Annotated in this window: 11 protein-coding genes; 5 read left to right on the top strand and 6 right to left on the bottom strand. The window is 53.7% G+C overall.

The window, feature by feature from the left end:
* From CR46_RS0108850 to rfaH, 4 genes are read left to right on the top strand one after another with little or no spacing between them, the layout of a single operon-like run.
* Complete coding sequence (locus CR46_RS0108850) at positions 1 to 1,623, top strand: LTA synthase family protein (protein WP_030072003.1); 1,623 nt, start codon at positions 1 to 3, stop codon at positions 1,621 to 1,623.
* Positions 1,620 to 8,951, top strand: a complete 7,332-nt coding sequence (locus CR46_RS0108845) for a type I polyketide synthase (RefSeq protein ID WP_030072001.1) — start codon at positions 1,620 to 1,622, stop codon at positions 8,949 to 8,951. Before CR46_RS0108850 ends, CR46_RS0108845 begins: the two co-directional genes overlap by 4 nt.
* The gene (locus CR46_RS0108840; RefSeq protein ID WP_030071999.1) at positions 8,948 to 10,282 is read left to right on the top strand and encodes an aminotransferase class I/II-fold pyridoxal phosphate-dependent enzyme; all 1,335 of its coding nucleotides are present in this window, start codon (positions 8,948 to 8,950) and stop codon (positions 10,280 to 10,282) included. Before CR46_RS0108845 ends, CR46_RS0108840 begins: the two co-directional genes overlap by 4 nt.
* A gap of 6 nt (positions 10,283 to 10,288) precedes the next feature.
* Entirely contained in the window at positions 10,289 to 10,810 is a 522-nt protein-coding gene (rfaH, locus tag CR46_RS0108835) for a transcription/translation regulatory transformer protein RfaH (protein ID WP_030071997.1), read from the top strand.
* A gap of 82 nt (positions 10,811 to 10,892) precedes the next feature.
* On the opposite strand, the gene CR46_RS0108830 is transcribed toward rfaH, so the two are convergent.
* Positions 10,893 to 11,954: a TRAP transporter substrate-binding protein gene (locus CR46_RS0108830; RefSeq protein WP_030071994.1), complete on the bottom strand. Its 1,062-nt coding sequence runs from the start codon at positions 11,952 to 11,954 to the stop codon at positions 10,893 to 10,895.
* A gap of 87 nt (positions 11,955 to 12,041) precedes the next feature.
* Entirely contained in the window at positions 12,042 to 14,417 is a 2,376-nt protein-coding gene (locus tag CR46_RS0108825) for a cytochrome P450/oxidoreductase (protein ID WP_084180429.1), read from the bottom strand.
* 200 nt (positions 14,418 to 14,617) lie between these two features.
* On the opposite strand from CR46_RS0108825, the gene CR46_RS0108820 reads away from it, so the two are divergent.
* Positions 14,618 to 15,295, top strand: a complete 678-nt coding sequence (locus CR46_RS0108820; protein ID WP_030071992.1) for an IclR family transcriptional regulator — start codon at positions 14,618 to 14,620, stop codon at positions 15,293 to 15,295.
* A 210-nt stretch (positions 15,296 to 15,505) separates the two neighbouring features.
* On the opposite strand, the gene CR46_RS0108815 is transcribed toward CR46_RS0108820, so the two are convergent.
* From CR46_RS0108815 to rnk, 4 genes are all read right to left on the bottom strand, one after another.
* Complete coding sequence (locus CR46_RS0108815) at positions 15,506 to 16,861, bottom strand: type II toxin-antitoxin system HipA family toxin (RefSeq protein WP_030071991.1); 1,356 nt, start codon at positions 16,859 to 16,861, stop codon at positions 15,506 to 15,508.
* A complete protein-coding gene (locus CR46_RS0108810; RefSeq protein WP_030071989.1) occupies positions 16,851 to 17,141 on the bottom strand; it encodes a helix-turn-helix domain-containing protein in 291 nt (96 codons plus the stop codon). Before CR46_RS0108810 ends, CR46_RS0108815 begins: the two co-directional genes overlap by 11 nt.
* 139 nt (positions 17,142 to 17,280) lie before the next feature.
* Complete coding sequence (locus CR46_RS18130; protein ID WP_232222378.1) at positions 17,281 to 17,514, bottom strand: transposase; 234 nt, start codon at positions 17,512 to 17,514, stop codon at positions 17,281 to 17,283.
* Between the two features lie 36 nt (positions 17,515 to 17,550).
* Entirely contained in the window at positions 17,551 to 17,964 is a 414-nt protein-coding gene (gene rnk, locus CR46_RS0108800) for a nucleoside diphosphate kinase regulator (protein WP_030071985.1), read from the bottom strand.
* Between the last annotated feature and the right edge of the window lie 109 nt (positions 17,965 to 18,073).

Below are 18,073 nucleotides of genomic sequence, written 5' to 3'. Positions count from 1 at the left end.
GTGCAGCTTTTTGTATCCACTACCTTTATTAGCCCGCTGCTGGTTGGCCTATTGGGAAGCTTGCTGTTCGAGGCACTGCTAAGCCCTCGCCCACAACCGTTTTGGCAGCGCGGTGTGGCTGCAAACATCGTGCACCTTGGCAGCTGGCTACTGCTGTTTGGACTGTTTGTTCTGCTACTACAACGCCCTTGGTTTGCAGTCGTTTTTGTTCTGTCGCTGCAATTGGTGGTCGTGCAGTCCAGCAATACCAAGTCACGCACGCTGAACGAACCCTTTATCTGCCACGATTTTGAATACTTCTGGGATGCTATTTTGCACCCCCGTCTCTATGTGCCTTTTTTCGGCATCGGCTTAGCCATTGCCGCTAGCAGCGCAGGGGCTGTTGCCATTGGTAGCTTCTTATATATTGAAGCCTCGCTAATCAGCCAATGGGGCGGCATGATGTTTTTGGTCAGCAGCCTGGTCATGACAACCTCAGGAGCATTATTGGTTTGGCTAGGCTGGCGCAAACTTCCGCCGATCACACTTGACCCTGTCCTTGACCTCAATCACCTGGGGCTGTTTGCCAGCCTGTGGGCTTATGGCATTGCCCTAATGCGCTCCCGGCCGCCCGCATCAGAAGCCTCGCCTTTTCACTACGTCACTCATCATCCCCTAGATCAGGCTGCCCATGCAGCGCTCCCCAATGTGGTGTTAGTGCAAAGTGAATCGTTTTTTGACCCGCGTGCCTGGTGTAGCGAGATTGCCGCAGACTTACTGCCGCACTATGATGCCACGCGCCCCGAAGCGGTCATGAAGGGATCGCTAAACGTGCCAGCTTGGGGTGCCAATACAGTACGTACCGAATGTGCCATATTAACGGGCATTGCGCCTGACACCTGGGGGCCACGACAGTTCAACCCCTACCGCACGCTGTCACGTCACCCGCTACCCAGTATTGCCAGTGCCTTTCAAGCACAGGGATACCGAACCGTTTGCGTTCATCCCTACCCCGCTACCTTCTACATGCGCGACAGCGTTATTCCCAAACTGGGCTTTGAAACGTTTATCGATATCAGCGCATTCGATAGCCAGGATAAGCACGGCCAATACATTGGTGATCAAGCCGTTGCACGAAAGGTTGGACGACTGCTTGAAGATGACGATAATAGGCCACTATTTGTGTTTGTGGTTACGATGGAGAATCACGGCCCGTTACATTTAGAAGCGCCGGAGCAAGCGTGGTTAGCATCCACTTTACCAACGGCGCCATGGCCATTACCAAATCACTTGCGTGATTTAGCCGTTTACCTGCACCATTTGGGTGAATCGGATAAAATGCTTGGAAGCGTTAAAGCAGCGCTAAACTCAGCGATAAGGCCAGGGCTGTTGGGCTGGTACGGTGATCATGTTCCGATATTACCCACCGCCTACAGGCACTATTCGCCCCCTGCTAGCAGCACCCCGTACATGATATGGTCAACGGAAATAGAGCGTGATACGCACGACCATCCGTCCTACGAGCAAGAATCGTATACGCTGGAAGCAAACGAACTTGGCGTCTACCTATTTAAACAGGCGTTTGGGCGCGATATAAATAGCGATGTGATCAAGGCAGAACCAGAACCTCAGGAGCAAGAATGACTAAACGCGTTGCCATTATCGGCGCCGCCCATCGTTTCCCCGGCACCACCCCTGAAACGTTCTGGCAGGACCTGCAAGCCGAAAAAGACCTCGTCACCCAAGTGGCCGCTGACCGCTGGAGCCAAGATGCTTACTGGCACCCAGACAAACGTCATCCTGGCACCAGCATCACGTTTGCTGCGGGTAGCCTAGGCGATATCAGCGGATTCGACGCAGCGTTTTTCGGCATTTCGCCCCGTGAAGCGGCGAACATGGACCCGCAACAGCGCATGCTGTTAGAACTCGCTTGGGAAACCATGGAAAGCGCAGGCATAGTGCCTAGCACCCTTCGCGGCAGCCAGTGCGGCGTTTTCATTGGTGTCGCCAGCCTGGACTACTCTTATCGTCTAGCCGATGACATGGGGGCAATTGACGCCTCTACTGCAACGGGCAACACCTCAAGTATTGCTTCTAACCGGCTCTCTTATGTGTTTGACCTGCATGGCCCCAGCATGTCGCTGGATACCGCCTGCTCGTCTTCTATGGTCGCTTTTCACCAAGCCTGCCAATCGATACGCAGCGGTGAAACAACGATGGCGCTGGCGGGCGGTATTAGTCTCCACCTACATCCTTATGGCTTTATTATTTTCTCTAAGGCCAGCATGCTTTCACCCACTGGCCGCTGCCAAGTTTTCGATGACGCAGGCAACGGCTACGTGCGCTCGGAAGGTGCGGGACTGTTTTTGCTCAAGGATTACGACCTGGCGGTCGCCGATGGCGACAATATTCTAGCCGTTATTGCCGGTTCGGCGGTCAACACTGACGGCCACAAGTCTGGCCTCACTGTTCCTAACCCCAGCGCTCAAATTGATTTAATGCGTCGTGCCTACCAGCAGGCGGGTATTACTCCTGATGAGATCGACTACCTTGAAGCCCACGGTACCGGTACCGCCGTTGGCGACCCGATAGAAACCCGCGCGATTGGTGAAGCACTCGGCAAATTCCGCAAAACGCCACTGCTGATTGGTTCAGTAAAAAGCAACGTTGGTCACCTGGAAACCGCCTCTGGCGTCGCCGGTCTTGCCAAAGCGCTTTATAGCCTGCAGCACCGTGAAGTGCCTGCCACAATCGGCATACGCAAGCTGAATACACGCATCAAATTTGATGAGTGGAACATTAGCGTTGTTACCAAAGCGCAGCCGCTCAAGAAACAGGGCCGCTTGGTAATTGGCGTTAACTCCTTTGGTTTTGGCGGCGCAAATGCCCACGTCATTCTCGAAAGCGCCCCCGAAAAAACGCCCGCGCCTCGTCAAGTACCTGACATAGCGCTACCTATTCGCATTAGCGCGCGTAGCCAAGAAGGGCTAACAGCCAATGCCCAGGCGCTTGCCAGCCATTTGCGTGATAGTCACCAGGCTTTCTATGATATTGCGCACACGCTTTATAACCATCGTGAGCAGCATACGTTTGGGGCTCTTTGCTTTGCTCAAACACCGGGCGAAGCCGCCAATGCGCTCAGCAAGTTTGTCGACGGTGAAACCAACAGCGTTGTAACGCTTGAGCGTTTAGCAAACGCCCGCGGCCCCGTGTTCGTTTATGACGGCAATGGTTGCCAATGGGAAACCATGGGCCATGACCTGCTAAATGAGCCCGCGTTCAGCGATGCCATTGACCGCGTAGATGCTCTGTTCCAGCAGCATGGCGAATTTTCGCTACGCGATGAACTCGCCGGGCGCAACCCTCCAGTGGCCAACGGAAGTCGCTTTGAGCGTACTGAAATCGCCCAACCGGCGCTGTTTGCTCTTCAAGTGGCATTAACCGAATGGCTTAAATCCAACGGTATTGTACCTGTCGCCGTATTCGGCCACAGCGTTGGTGAAGTTGCTGCCGCTTGGGCATCTGGCGCGCTTACCTTAGAAGATGCGGTAAAGGTCATTTACTACCGTAGTTTCTACCAAGGCAAAACCCGTGGCCTAGGGGAAATGACCGCGGTTGCCATGAGCGCGGAAGAGATTGCTCCCTGGCTTGAAAAAGCCGAATTCAACAACATCAGTTTGGCGGGCATTAATAGCCCCAAAGGCATCACCTTGGCGGGTGATCGTGATCAGCTGAGCGCTATTGAAGCAGCGCTCAGCGAACAGAGTACGTTTGCTAAGCGCTTGCCATTAGATTACGCCTTCCATAGCCCTGCCATGGACAGCATTCAAGCTGGCGTTGTCGACGCCTTGGCTGACATTCGCCCCCGTGCGACTGATATTCCCTATGTCTCGACCGTTACCGGTGTCATCAGTGACGGCACAGAGCTAGATGCCCACTACTGGTGGCTTAATATTCGTGAACCGGTTCTGTTTGATCATGCCGCCACGACACTTATCGAGCAGGGCTACAACGTCTTTGTTGAAGTTGGTGCGCATCCGATTCTACGCCGCTATCTAAACGAGTCCTTGCGCCAGCAAGAGCGCAGTGGACTAGTATTTGGCACCATTGAACGCCATAAGTCAGGCGTAGATGGCTTGTCCCACTGCCTAGGACAGCTGCTGCTAAGCGGATTACCCCTTGATAGCCGTCACTTCTTCCCGGTGGAAGGCCAGCGAGTTCTGCTGCCACGCTACGCATGGCAACGCACTAACCTCTGGGTACAGGGCACCAACGACGGCCAGGGTCTGCTGTCTCGTTACTACCAGCATCCACTGTTGGGTTATCCGCTTGCACAGCAAGACCACACCTGGGAAAGCCAGCTGGACACCCAACGTCAGCCGTGGCTTGCTGATCACGTGGTCGGTGAAGGCGCGGTGTTTCCAGGCGCTGGCTTTGTAGAGCTTACGCTAGCGGCCGCCTTACAGCAGAAAGACACACCACTTTTAGACATTGAAGAGCTGGAGATCCGCGCCCCGCTGCTGCTAGACGGCCCCAATGGCCGCACCATGCGGTTAACGCTGAACCCAGACGACGGCCGCTTAACTATCCATTCCCGCGAGCCTGCTACCGGCAGCGAATGGCAGCTTAATGCCGTCGCCCGCCGCATGCGCGAAAGCCGTGGCTTTTTGCTCAAACGCCAAGCGCCTAGCCTACCCAGCCGCGCACCTGACTACACCCTGGCTGAACACTTGCAGATGGCCGAACGCATCGGGCTACATTACGGCCCTGCTTTCCAAGCCATCAGCCGTGGCTGGATTGAGGGCGATAGCGTGATTGGCGAGATCACGCTAGCGAACGATGTCCAGGCCCAGCTCGATACACTACACGTTCATCCAGGCATTCTGGACAGTGCTTTCCAGATGTTTATTCCGCTGCTGGCTCAGCATAGCGAGTTCGCCGCGCAGCTTGCCTTTGTACCGGTTCGCGTTGGCCGCATTCAGGTGAATGCAGAAGCCGGTACCCCTGTACTGGCGCGGGCGGTCATGGGCAAACGAGCACCTCACTCTTTCACCGCTGATTTCGAGCTGTATGATGCCGCTGGCAACGCCGTGGCTGTGCTAAGTGAGACTCGCTTCAAGGCCATCCGCTTGAACCGCGCGCATCATCAGCACTTTAGCTATTTAGAGGTCGAATTAACGCCTGCCCCGCTGACCGCAGCAACATTACCGCTACCTAACAACGCGCTCGTTAGGCTGGCGGGACTAAGCGATACCTATGCCGCCAGCACCGGCCAACGCTATGCCCAGGAAGTGTCGCCACTACTTGATAGACTTAGCGAAGCGTTTGTGTCGTTCAATGATGACGGCAGTGAAGATCAGCTCGCACCGGAAACCATTTGGCAGTTACTGGTGCAAGATTATCCCGACTATTTTGCGCCTATTCATATGGTGGGTCGTTTAGGGCTGCATCGCGAACAGCTCACCAACGGCAGTGCCACCCTTGAAAGCCTAGGTATTACTTCTGAACACTTAGCCGGTATTAACCGCGTTCTCATCGGTGAGGACGGCTGGCAGGTACTAGCAACCGAACTTGGCGCACTGATGGAGGCGACACTAGCGACCCTGCCATCAGGACAGCGTCTCCAGTTATTAGAAGCTGGTGCCTGTGCTCCCGCTCTTGGTCAGCGCCTACTCGAACAGCTGGCTAACACTACTCATATTGCAAAAGATGCGCATCACTATCGCGCTATCACTACCAGTGATAGCGCTCGCCACCAAGCCGAACAGCTCCAAGAGCGCTTCCCGCTGATGGATGTTCAGTCGCTAGACGACGCCCTACCAACACTGAGTAGCGCCGCAAAAGCTCAACTGGCGTTTATCAGCGTGGACGTCACTCAGCCTGAGCGCAGCCGCCAACTAATGGAAGCGCTTCCTGCACAGCTTGCACCAGGTGCCCAAGTCATGGTGATAGGCGTTCATCCCAGCCGTTGGTTGGATGACCTTCTAGCCACGCCAGGCATCGACCAAGCCGCTCTGGAGCAAGACACCGTAATTGAGTGGCTAACCACTCAGGGCTTTAGCGTTTCACCGCCGGTTGAACTTGAGGAGAGCGGGGCTTACCTGCTGCATGGCCAGTTTGCGGCAGAAGCCGTTGAAACTCGTCAACCTGACTCAGCGACTCAAAACGCATCAACGGCCTACCATTTAATTGTCTCTGACATTGAGCACGAAGCACTCGCCGCCCAGCTTGCCGAGCAATTAGGCACAACCTCTACTTGGCTAACCGTCAGCGATGCAGCGCCGCAAGCGCTATTAACAGCCGCGTTAGGGGCACGCCAAGACGTACCTGGCGAACTCAATGTAATTGACTTGCGTTGGCTGAAAGGCGCTACCACTAGCGCCCAAACCCAACGCTGCTACACCGCTCAGCAGTGGTCGCTGGCGTTAGAGGCAAGCGGGCTTGAGAGCCAAGGTAGTCGTGTCATGCTTTGGCTAACCACCCAAGCCGCCAGCACTGGCGATGACGCGGCGCTATGGGGCTTCGGTCGCTCGCTGGCAAACGAGGCCGTTGGTCATCGTGTTACGCTGATTGATCTACCAGAGGCACTCAGTGACGCGGCGCTAATCGCGTTTGCAGCATCAATCGCCACGCCAGATAGTGAAAATGAACTGGTCATTACCGCAGAGGGTGATCGGTTTGCCACGCGCCTGCGCACGCTGCCTGCTCCTCATCCAGAGAAACAGGCAAACGCTGAACCGCATCAAGCAATGTCATTAGGCTTTACCTTACCAGGCCAATTACGCCAACTGCAGTGGCGGCCACGCCCGCTACCGGAACTGGGCGCGGATGAGGTAGAAATTCGTGTTAAAGCAACCGGGCTAAACTTCCGTGACGTGATGTATACCCTTGGTCTGCTGTCCGATGAAGCGATTGAAAATGGCTTCGCTGGCCCGACCCTGGGGCTTGAGTTCTCGGGAGAGGTTCTTGCGGTTGGCGCCAATGTTCAGCACGTTATGCCTGGCCAAGCGGTCGTTGGCTTTGGTCCCGCCAGCTTCAGCGATCGGCTGATTGCCAGCCAACACGCAGTAGCGCCGCTGCCTGAGGGCGTCAGCTACGCCGCTGCTGCCACCATTCCGACCACTTTCTTCACGGTGTACTACGCACTGAAGCATCTGGCGCGCCTGGAACCCGGCGAGAAAGTGCTGATCCACGGTGCTGCGGGCGGTGTTGGCATCGCCGCACTGCAAATTGCTCAGTGGCTAGGTGCCGACATCTACGCCACGGTGGGTTCTGAAGAGAAGCGCGACTTCCTGCGTTTGATGGGTGAGGAGCGCATCTACGACTCACGCTCACTCACATTTGCCGAAGAGATCCTAGAGGATACCCAAGGCGAAGGCGTGGATGTGGTACTGAACTCGCTGGCGGGCGAAGCGATCAATCAAAACCTACGTGCGCTACGCCCGTTTGGTCGTTTCCTAGAGTTAGGCAAACGCGATTTCTATGAAAACACCCAGATTGGGCTACGTCCGTTCCGTAATAACTTAAGCTACTTCGGCATCGACTCCGACCAGCTGATGAAAGTGCAGCCTGCCCTCACCCAGCGCCTGTTTGGAGAAATGATGGCGCTGTTTAACGATGGCACGCTTAGCCCACTGCCGTTCACCGCATTCAGCCACAATCAGGTAATTGACGCCTTCCGCTATATGCAGCAAGCGCGTCAAATCGGCAAAGTCGTGGTCACCTATGAACAGCCTATTGCGCCACCGCGCAACGAAACATTAGGCACTGGCACAATGACCCTACCTGGCGATGCCAGCTATCTGGTCACCGGCGGGCTTGGCGGTTTTGGACTGAAAACCGCCCAATGGTTAGTTAGCAAAGGCGCACGTCAGCTTGTTCTGTTAAGCCGTAGCGGCCCTGCTAGCGAAGAAGCCCAAGCCGCCATCGCGACCTTTGAAGCCCAGGGCGTGAAAGTGCTGGCAGCCGCGTGTGACATTACTGATCGCGATGCCTTGGCCGTTGTCATGGAACGCATTCACCATGAGCTAAGCCCGTTACGGGGCATCGTTCATGCTGCCACGGTCATTGATGATGGTTTGATACGTAATTTGGACGCTGAGCGGATTCAAAAAGTGCTGGCACCTAAAATTGATGGCGCTCGACACCTGGACGCCCTCACCCACGACATCGCGCTCGACTTCTTTGTCCTCTACTCCTCAGCGACCACGCTATTTGGTAACCCAGGGCAAGCCAATTACGTGGCGGCTAACCACTGGCTAGAAGCCTTTGCTGCCCGTCGCCGCGCCGCTGGCTTACCCGCTACCTGCGTACGCTGGGGGGCGATTGAAGATGTTGGCTTCCTAGCGCGCAACACGCGCACCCGAGATGCACTGCAAGAGCGGCTAGGCGGTTCAGCCTTGCGCTCTGATGACGCCCTCAAGGTGCTCGAGCAAATGCTGTTAACCGAAGGGCCAAGCCTTGGCGTTCTTGAACTTGAGTGGGGAGCGCTAGCGCGTTTCTTACCCACCGCCCAAGCGCCGCGGTTTAATGAAATTGCTCGCGCCAGTGACGATGATGGCAGCGTTGATCACGATGACGATATCAGCGCCTTACTTGCAGATCTTTCACCGGAAGAACTGCACAGCACGATCACTGATCTCCTGCGCGCAGAGCTAGCCAGCATCCTATTAATTGATGAAGAAAAAATCGACATCAACCGATCAGTGTACGACATGGGGTTTGACTCGTTGATGGGGGTTGAACTGATGACGGCCATTGAGAACAGGTTAAACGTTCAGGTACCAGTCATGGTGCTAAGCGAGGCATCAACACTGAACAAACTCGCTGGCGTGCTGATTCAAAAGTTACATCAGCATGACAAGGATGTTGAAGAGACGCCACAAGATGCGTTAGCCTCTCTGGCCGCTCGCCATGGGGCGGATGGGCACACTAGTGAGCCGGCCTCAACATCTACGACCGAGACACCATGACTGCAAAGCGCTCTGAACTGAAACGAAAGCTGTTGGAACAAGCACGCAAGCGTCCAACACCACGGGCCACCAGCCCTCAAGCGCCTGCAGCATTTGGCGCTGAGGCTACTCGGACAGTCCCCGAGCGCTTTACACGCTTCGATGCTCACCCTGGCTATCAGCAGTTAGCACTGCTGCGCCAGGGCGCAAAGCAGCTAGGCCTGATAGATCCGTTCTTCAAAGTCCATGACGGGCTTGCCGGGGCCACTAGCGTTATTGATGGTCAGTCTTGCATCAATTTCGCTAGCTACAACTACCTGGGTTACTCCGGTGACCCACGGGTTATTCAAGCCTCCTGTGAGGCAGCAGGCCACTATGGCACGTCCGTCTCCGCTAGCCGTGTTGTGTCGGGCGAACGGCCTATCCACAGGGAACTCGAGCAGGCTATTGCCAACATCTATGGGGTTGAAGACGCCGTTGCCTTTGTTAGCGGCCATGCAACCAATGTGTCTACCCTTGGTTACCTGTTAGGCCCGAAAGACCTAGTGCTTCACGACGAGTACATTCATAACAGCTCATTAGTTGGCGCTCAGCTTTCCGGCGCTAAGCGCATGCCCTTCAGCCATAATGACCCCAACGCGCTCGACGCCCTGCTGAGCAATCATCGTCACCAATTTGAACGTGTAATTGTGGTGATAGAAGGGCTTTACAGCATGGATGGCGACATCCCAGAGCTACCCCGCTTTATTGAGATAAAGCAACGCCACCAAGCGTGGTTGATGGTAGATGAAGCGCACTCGTTTGGTGTTATGGGTGACACAGGCCTAGGCTTACGAGAGCATTTTGCGATTGACCCCACCGATGTCGATATCTGGATGGGTACCATGAGCAAAACGCTATCTGGCTGTGGGGGCTATATCGCCGGTAATAAGGCGTTAGTAGAAACACTGCGCTACTTTGCCCCAGGCTTTTTGTATAGCGTGGGTATGCCCGCTCAAGTGGCCGCGCCTTCACTTAAAGTACTGGAGTTAATGCCCCAGGAAACCGAGCGCGTTACCCGCCTGCAGGCAATTTCGCGTTACTTTCTTGAACAAGCGCAGGCAAGGGGAATGGATACCGGCCACAGTATCGGCTCTGCGGTCGTGCCCGTTATTGTGGGTAGTTCACCGCTGGCAGCCCACTTATCCCATGCGCTACTTGAGCAGCACATTAACGTGCAGCCTATTTTGTACCCTGCTGTTCCTGAAAAGAGCGCTCGTTTACGCTTTTTCCTTTCCTGCGAACACACTGAGGCCCACATCGACCAGACACTGGATGTTCTTGCAGTGCTGCTCGCTAACGCTAAAGGGTGAACAATAATGGAGGAATTAGAAACCCAAGAAGCGTGGATTAATCCCAGCTGGTATGTCATTCAGTGCAAAGGCGGCGAGTCGTTTCGCGCCGCCGAGCACCTTGCTAACCAAGGGTACGAGGTGTTTCACCCCGTGCTAAGTGTTAAACGCAAGCGCCAGGGCAAATATACCTTGGTGACTGAGCCCCTGTTTCCTTATTACCTCTTTATTCGCTTGGATCAAATAGTCAGCAACTGGCGGCCGATTCGTTCGACCCGTGGCGTACTGCGCCTACTCACCTTTGGTAATACGCCTATTGCGGTGCCAGATGCGTTAATCGAAACACTACGTGATCAACCGCATCATCAGGAAGGTAGCCACAGTATTTTCAGTGTCGGGGAAAAAGTAACGATTACTGACGGCCCTTTCAAAGATTTAGAAGCCGTCTTTAAACGCTGCAAGGGCGAAGAGCGGGCTATCGTTCTGCTTAACGTGCTGCAGCGCCCTCAAGATGTTGAGCTTTCTATCGACAACTTAAGAAAGAACTAACAAGAGGCCGTCGTGACGGCCTCTTTTTCTACCTTTTGTCTACCTTACATACTTTTGTCTACCTTACATACTTTTTTCTACCTTACATACTTTGATCAACTACCGCCTCAGCGCTCAATCTTTCTTCACTATCTACAGCGTCGAGCTGCTCAAGGAAGAAGCCGCGTGCGGCGTCACCATCCACGCCGCGTTTCTCAGCCTCGGCCTCCCACTGACCAGGAAGATCTGCGGCTATTTGCTGGAAGCGCTCAAGCTCTTCGGCAGGAAGCTCCACAAACGTGTTGCCCTGCTCTTTCGCAAACTCAATGCCACGCTCATCCACCACGTCCATCATGTAGCCAAACAGACGAGAAAGTCGCTCTCCTGATACCTCCTCAATGGCTGCACGATCCTCTTCAGAAAGCGAGGCCCATGTATCAGGGTTGATGACCATCGAGAAACTTCCCCGATAAAAACCACCCGGCATCTGAACGGTGTAGGGCAGCACTTCCGCTAGACGAAAACTTTTGAGCCCTTCAAGGGTCAGCATTGCGCCGTCAATAACACCTTGTGTAGCAGCCTCATAGGTGCTGGCTGGTGGGAGTGCTACGCCGGTAAGCTCAAGTGCGTTCGAAATGTCCGCCATAATGCCGCCACCGATACGAACACGCTTACCGTCTAGGTCGTCAAGACTATCAATCTCTTCGGTAAGATAAAGGGCACCAGGGCCGTGCACCCCAACCCCAATCACCTCAACCCCCCGGTGCTCATTCGCCTCGGCTAGGAACTCATTATGGGTGCGCCAATAAGCCACCGAGGCAGACTCGGACGAGAAGTCCTCAAACGTAGGGAGTTCGGGTAGCTTGGTCAGCTCGAAACGGCCTGGCATTAACCCATGAAAAAGCCAGGTAACGTCGGCAACGCCATCTGCGATTAATTCCATTTGAGAGCCGGGCGGGCCCATATCGTGAACCACGTTAACAGTGACGCGCCCTTCGGTCGCTTCCTCTACCCAACTTCCCCATGTCGGCCAAACAATCGTGTTAACGCCGTGATTAGGGCCTGCCCAAGTACTAACCTGCAGTTCAGTTGAGGCGGTGGCATGTTGTAAAGTGCCCAAAGCCATCAAGGCAGAAAGCGTTGTCAGTGTGGCGAGTTTTTTCATTATTAATATCCTCTCGTTCATTTCAGAAGTGGCATGCAAGGTGTTGCGTTTTAATGTTGTTAGTTGTTGCTTATTAATTGTTAGCTATTAGAGAGCGAGTACAAGACGATCACCCTTAGCTCTCGAACAGCAGGCCATCATACGATCACCGGCAGACCGCTCAGCACGGCTGAGCACCAAGTCTCGGTGATCAATGTCCCCTTCGGCAACGGCGACTTCACACGTACCACACAAACCTTCGCAGCAGTCGCTGGGCACATCCACGCCAAACGCCGTCAGTGCTTCCAGCAAGGTCTGATCATTACCGACCTGAAGTGTCACGTTAGAGTCGGTAAGCACGGCCTCGAAGGCATGCTCTTTTTCAGGATCAAGGATGTTAGAACGAGCCGAAAAATGCTCAACATGTAAGGTTCCTTCCGGCCAGTTCTGTGCCAATAGCTCAATGGCTTCTAACATTCGTTCAGGGCCACAGCAGTAGACTTGCTCACCCTCAGCCACGCTGCTAAGTGCGGTCGAGATATCAAGCCGACAGCCCTCATCACTCGCATGAACGGTGAGTCCTTCGCTGTGGTCGCGCTCGACGCGCTCCAAAAAGGCCATGGTTCGCCGCCCAGCACCGCAATAGTGGAGTGTATACGGCTTACCTAACGCCTTAAGCTGATCGGCCATAGTAAGAATCGGCGTAATACCAATTCCGCCTGCTATCAAGATATAGCGTTCTGCCGTCTCATCCAGGTGAAAATGATTCTTTGGACCAGCAATATGCAGTGCGTCACCTAGTTTGATCGTCTCGTGAAAATGTAAGGAACCGCCACGCCCCGAAGGCTCACGTAGGATAGCAATAGATAAACGATGCCGGTCATTACGCTTGCCACACAAAGAGTAATAGCGCCGCCACTCGCCTGAGACCAACTCGATATGCGAGCCAGGTGACCAGTCCGGCAGCTCACGGCCATAGGGGTCGACAAGATCAACCCGAACGACTTCCTCGGCTTCACGCGCTACCTCAGCGACTAAAACCCGGCGCACAATATCCTCTTTAATAGGCGCACCAATATGGAAATGCGTTGGGTTCTCAAGCACCCCACGGTTACGATGTTCAGGGTTCTGTTCAGGGTCCCACTTCACCCAAAGCGAGGTTGGGCCACGGAAAGAAGTATTGGGCAGATATTCGAACGCTTGGTCTTCAACGAGGTGTATATGGGGTAAACGGCGGACAAATTCATCAAGGATAATACGCATTTCCATGCGAGCAATATTCTTCCCCATACATTGATGCGCACCGTAACCAAAGGTGAAGTGCTCCGCTGAGTTATGGCGGTAAATATCGAACTCATCAGGGTTTTCAAAATGGCGTGGATCACGGTTAGCCGACGCTTGTACTAACAACAGTTTGCCACCTTTGGGGATCGTCACACCCCCTACGTCAGCATCCTCAGTAGCGATACGGCGCCAAGCCACCACAGAGCCAGCAGCACGAAGACACTCCTCAATCGCGCTGGGGATTAGCGTGGGGTTCTCACAAATATCGTTCCAAGAAGCACGGTTCGATAGCAGTATGCGGAAAGCGTTCGTGGTGGCGAAAGCGGTCGTCTCATGGGCAGCCACCAAAATCGCCATCATCATTGAGCGCAGGTAACTCTCAGGCACAACGTCGGGGTGCTGGTGGTGCATACGGATTGAATCGTACATCCACCCCTCACCGGTTGGCTCGTCTCGCATGCGATCTAGAATAGCCTGCGCCGTTTGCCAGAATTGACCCACGTCTTCAGCAATCTTCAGTTGTTGTTCTGGCGAGGGGCGGCCCCAGGTGTTAAGCGTGTGGGCGACCGAGAATTTGCGAAGCTCTTTGGCATCTTCGCTGGGCACCCCCAGAAAGCGCAGCGCCACGGTCATGGGAATTTCCCGAAACATCTCTTCTACCAGATCCGCGCGGCCTTTATCGATGAAATGATCCATATAGCTACGCACTAACTCGCGCACCCATGCCTCATGCTTCTCGAGGTTCTCAGGCAGGAAAGCATCCATCAGCAGGCGGCGGCGCTCCATATGGTCTGGCTCATCCTCGTTGACCATGGTGCGACGCATTGCAAAGCCATAGCTTTCGAGAATTTTCACCGCTTCTGGCGGCGCTGGCGTCAGTTTCTCCAGGGCAATCGCCGGTGAAAAGGTGAGATTGTCACGAAAAACAGCTTTTACCTCGTCATAGCGGCTCACAACCCAATAGCCAAGCTTAGGACTAAAGAACACCGGCTCCTGCTCGCGAGACCAGCGCAACGCTTCAGCGGGGTCAAGCTGGTAAGACGCACCGAAAGGATCAAAGGCAGCAGCATCCCGCGAAACGGGGCATCCCGTCGGTGATGTCATGGGCGCTTGGCTAGTTCCATGGCTAGTGGCATCAGCTGGCTGATGAAAAGGACAGCCTTCTGACATTTTATCGGGCTGGCGTGCAGGTGTGGTCATGATGTCTCCAAGGGGAACGCTCAACAAGACGTTTGTTTTATTTTTGTCTCTATTAACGCACAATCATTATCTATTATAGAAACAAAAAATAGATGAAGTGTCGCGCATCGTCAATACGTGTTTGCAGCCCCAAGGTACTGCGCCATACTTGTCGGTCGTTCATTATCCACCCGCAAACGTCTGTCTGAGGTTCCCTACTGATGTCGTCCACGCTTCAAACGCTTGATCGCGGCCTGCTCGCCTTAAAAATAGTTTCCGAGCATAACGAGGGCATCAGCATCGCTAAGCTTGCTGAGGAGCTTGACGTACATAGGGCGATCGCCTATCGCATCGTCGCCACACTCGAATCACACGCACTACTTGCCCGCACCCAGGGAGGCACTCTTAGATTAGGCGCGGGCATTACTTTGCTAGCTTCCCGTTTTGAACCCCAGCTCCATGCGGTCGCCTTGCCATTGTTAAAAACCCTGGCCAAAGCAACACGCGCAACTGCGTTTATTTCTCTAGCCCAAGGGGAAGAGTGCATGGTGACGCTGGTGGCTGAGCCTGAAGAAGGAATGCTACGGGTGGGATATCGCGTAGGCAGCCGCCACCCGTTAACACAAGGGGCGGCTGGTATCGCGATTTTGGCAGGACGAGCACCGAAGGAAGAGGACAGCCCAGCGGTAAGGCAAGCCCGCCTTGATGGCTATAGCCTTACACGGGGGCAACTTCAGCGCGGCGCGGTTGGCGTCGCCAGCCACATCCCCACTACCCGTTCAAGCATTGGCATGGAAGCTTGTGTCGGAGTCGTCGCGATGGATGATCTAGATAGCGAGCGGGCGATTGATGAAGTAAAGACCTCCGCGATACGGCTAGCGGAACTGATTGGGCAATAGTGATAAAGACAATAGTGATAAAAACAATAGTGATAAAAACAATAGTGACGCAGTTAATCAGCCCTCTTATTCGCGCTGATAGTAAACTGGGAATAGCTAGGAGGGTTTTGTGGCAGGCCTTGCAAGAAGCAACGGCGAGCGCTCATCTTCCGAAAACTCCGTTGTAGCAGCTTCTTGACGTCCTCCCCTGCCTAAAGTCGGGAAAGGATATCAATGTTGTAGAAAAAGGGCTGCATTTTCCTGTTTACGCTGATCCAGTGTTTTAGTGATAGATGACACTATCGTTTTACTGATCCCCTGCTGCTGTGCGAGATGAGCAAATTGGCTGATTGCTTGAGATACTTCTTCAACGACTTGCCGCGCTTCATTCCAACTCCCATAGCCGGCACTTGCGGCAAGCTTTTGCATGACCTTAATCGGCGGAGCTTTGCCATAACCACCAAAAGCGGTGGCGTGTTCGTTAAATGGATGGGGGCTATAGGTGACATCGTAAAAGGGGGCTGGCTGCCATTGACCGTCGTCCGACTGCAAAAAAGCCCAGTTTTTACTGTGATCGTCTTGGTTAGACGACAGCAGATTAAATATGGCGCGTCGAAATTGCAGTTGCCCTGCGGCTGGGGATTTACACAACTGTCGGCTGGCTTTGATCAAGTCAATATAATCTAAACTTGGGGTTCGAAAGTCCGCATCCAGCAAACCACAGGCACTGTGCATATGAAGGCGGCCTGCATGAGGTTCGTCTCTTAAAGCAGAGCGCTCAGCCATATAGTCAAAACGTTTAAGCGCTAACCACGCAGGTGCACCGCTAATGCGAGGCGCTTCAATAAGTTGCCAAATCGGCGGTTGACACTTGGCTTGCTCGGCCATTTGCAAATAGACAGCCTCACACAGACCTTCTTCATGCCCTAGCGCTAAATGCTTTGAAGTAAACTTAATCAGCCAAGCTTCATCACCGCGTTGTGCGAATGTTCGACAACGTTTAATTTCGCCAGAAGGCATATAAATCTGCGCCTTAGGCCTTGCACCTCCTGAACTGCCACCGGCCACTAATGCGGCCAACACTTGCTGAGCGTACCCATCGAAATCATCGTGGTTGCTATCAATATGGTCAGACATTGAAACATCGAAGAGCGTTTGCGCTTCTAAACCCAACGTCGCTAAATCAATGTCAGATTGGAGCTCAGTTGAGAACTCAGATGCCGGCAAGAAAGAGAGCGCCCCCATACCTTTATCACCAACAAAGGCCAGTCTATCCATCGCCGTTAATTGATTAGGGAGAATGCCCTTTTGACGGAAAATACGATCTTGCAACAGCATTCCCCAGCCATCAGGTAAGCAATCACCAAATACACCATGCACACCTTGATGAGGCTGTTTCGGGGCGGCTTGCACTTGCGTATTGGTTTGCAAAGTAAAAGGCGACAAATTTCCAAACTGCTTCACATAGCTGTCAACATACTGAAAAAAAACGCCTTGCCGATTCTGAGCCAACACACCGACTGCCACCTGCTCACCTGAGCTTAAGGTTCGAGCTACGTTGAGTTTTTGGATAGGTTTAAAAGGCATCTTTTAGCACCTCATCAATGCTACTTGGGACAGTAGCTTGATTCTTGCTTGGTTGAGTGAGCTGATAAAGCCGATCCAACGAGTCGAGTGTCTGCCAAAGCAACAGCAGTTGGCGAAATGAAATTTGCCCAGTCAGCTCAAACTTCTTAATGGTCGCTGCTGGTACACAGCTGCGCTCTGCCAGTGCAGCTCGTGATAACTTTGCTTGTTGGCGTAACTCACGTAAGTAAGTGGCATACGCTTGGCTCACATCGGTATCATCTAGTAATGTAAGATTCATCATCAGAAACCAGAATGGATACAATAATGTCCATTATATGGATTAAAACCGCATAATGGCTACTATTATATCCAATAGAGACAGTGATATAGAAAATTACTCGATGACCACAGTGAAAACAGTGCTTCGAGCTGGGAAACTACTTGCCGATCTGAACAAAGTCACGCCCGTACCGCTCGGCCTTGTAAGTCAGTTGTTGGGTGAGCTGATGCCAGCCCACGTCGCTAATGGCCTTGGCCACCCGGTGCCGCGCCTTGGTGCGGTTGTTCGAGTTTTTCTGTTTGCGCGATAAACAGCGCTGTGCCCGTGCCAGCTTTTGCTCAGTGCGCCGCAGAAAGCGCGGGGTAGGAACTTTGTCGCCGTCACTGGTGATGACGCGGTGGGTCAGCCCCAGGTCAACACCGCCTACTTACCGATGAAACTGCTTTTCACGCTCGGGCTGCCAGAAAATCGCATCAATGCGCAGGCGTACCTCAGTGTTGTTGGGTAGCGGCCACTCGATCACATCGCCGACTCGTAAGCCAATTAACGCCGCACCAATAGGTGCCATCACTGAGATACCATCTTCAACGCTTTCAAGGGCATGAGGATAAACCAAGGTACGAATCATCTGACGCTCACGGGTTAAATCCGTAAAGCGCACCTGACTATTCATGCTCACCACATCCTCAGGAATATCCTGAGGATCAAGCACCTCTCCGCGAGCTAATTCTTCTTCAAGCAGCTCCGCAACCATCATGTCTTTTTCAGATGCCGTATCAATCAAGCGCTGAAGCCGGTCGGCATCAAGGCGATTAATAATAATAGGAGGACGCTGCCCCATGTCTACTCTCCTTGGAAAGCAAATAGCGGTGATACCAATGGATGCGCTTAAGATCTCCCCCTTATAGCGCACCAACGAAAACAGCCCTTCCCCAAAGGGAAAGGACTGT

Source organism: Vreelandella neptunia, assembly GCF_000712975.1.
Classification (GTDB): domain Bacteria; phylum Pseudomonadota; class Gammaproteobacteria; order Pseudomonadales; family Halomonadaceae; genus Vreelandella; species Vreelandella qaidamensis.
Note: the sequence above shows the minus strand (reverse complement) of the source record. Positions and strands in the feature narration are given on the sequence as shown.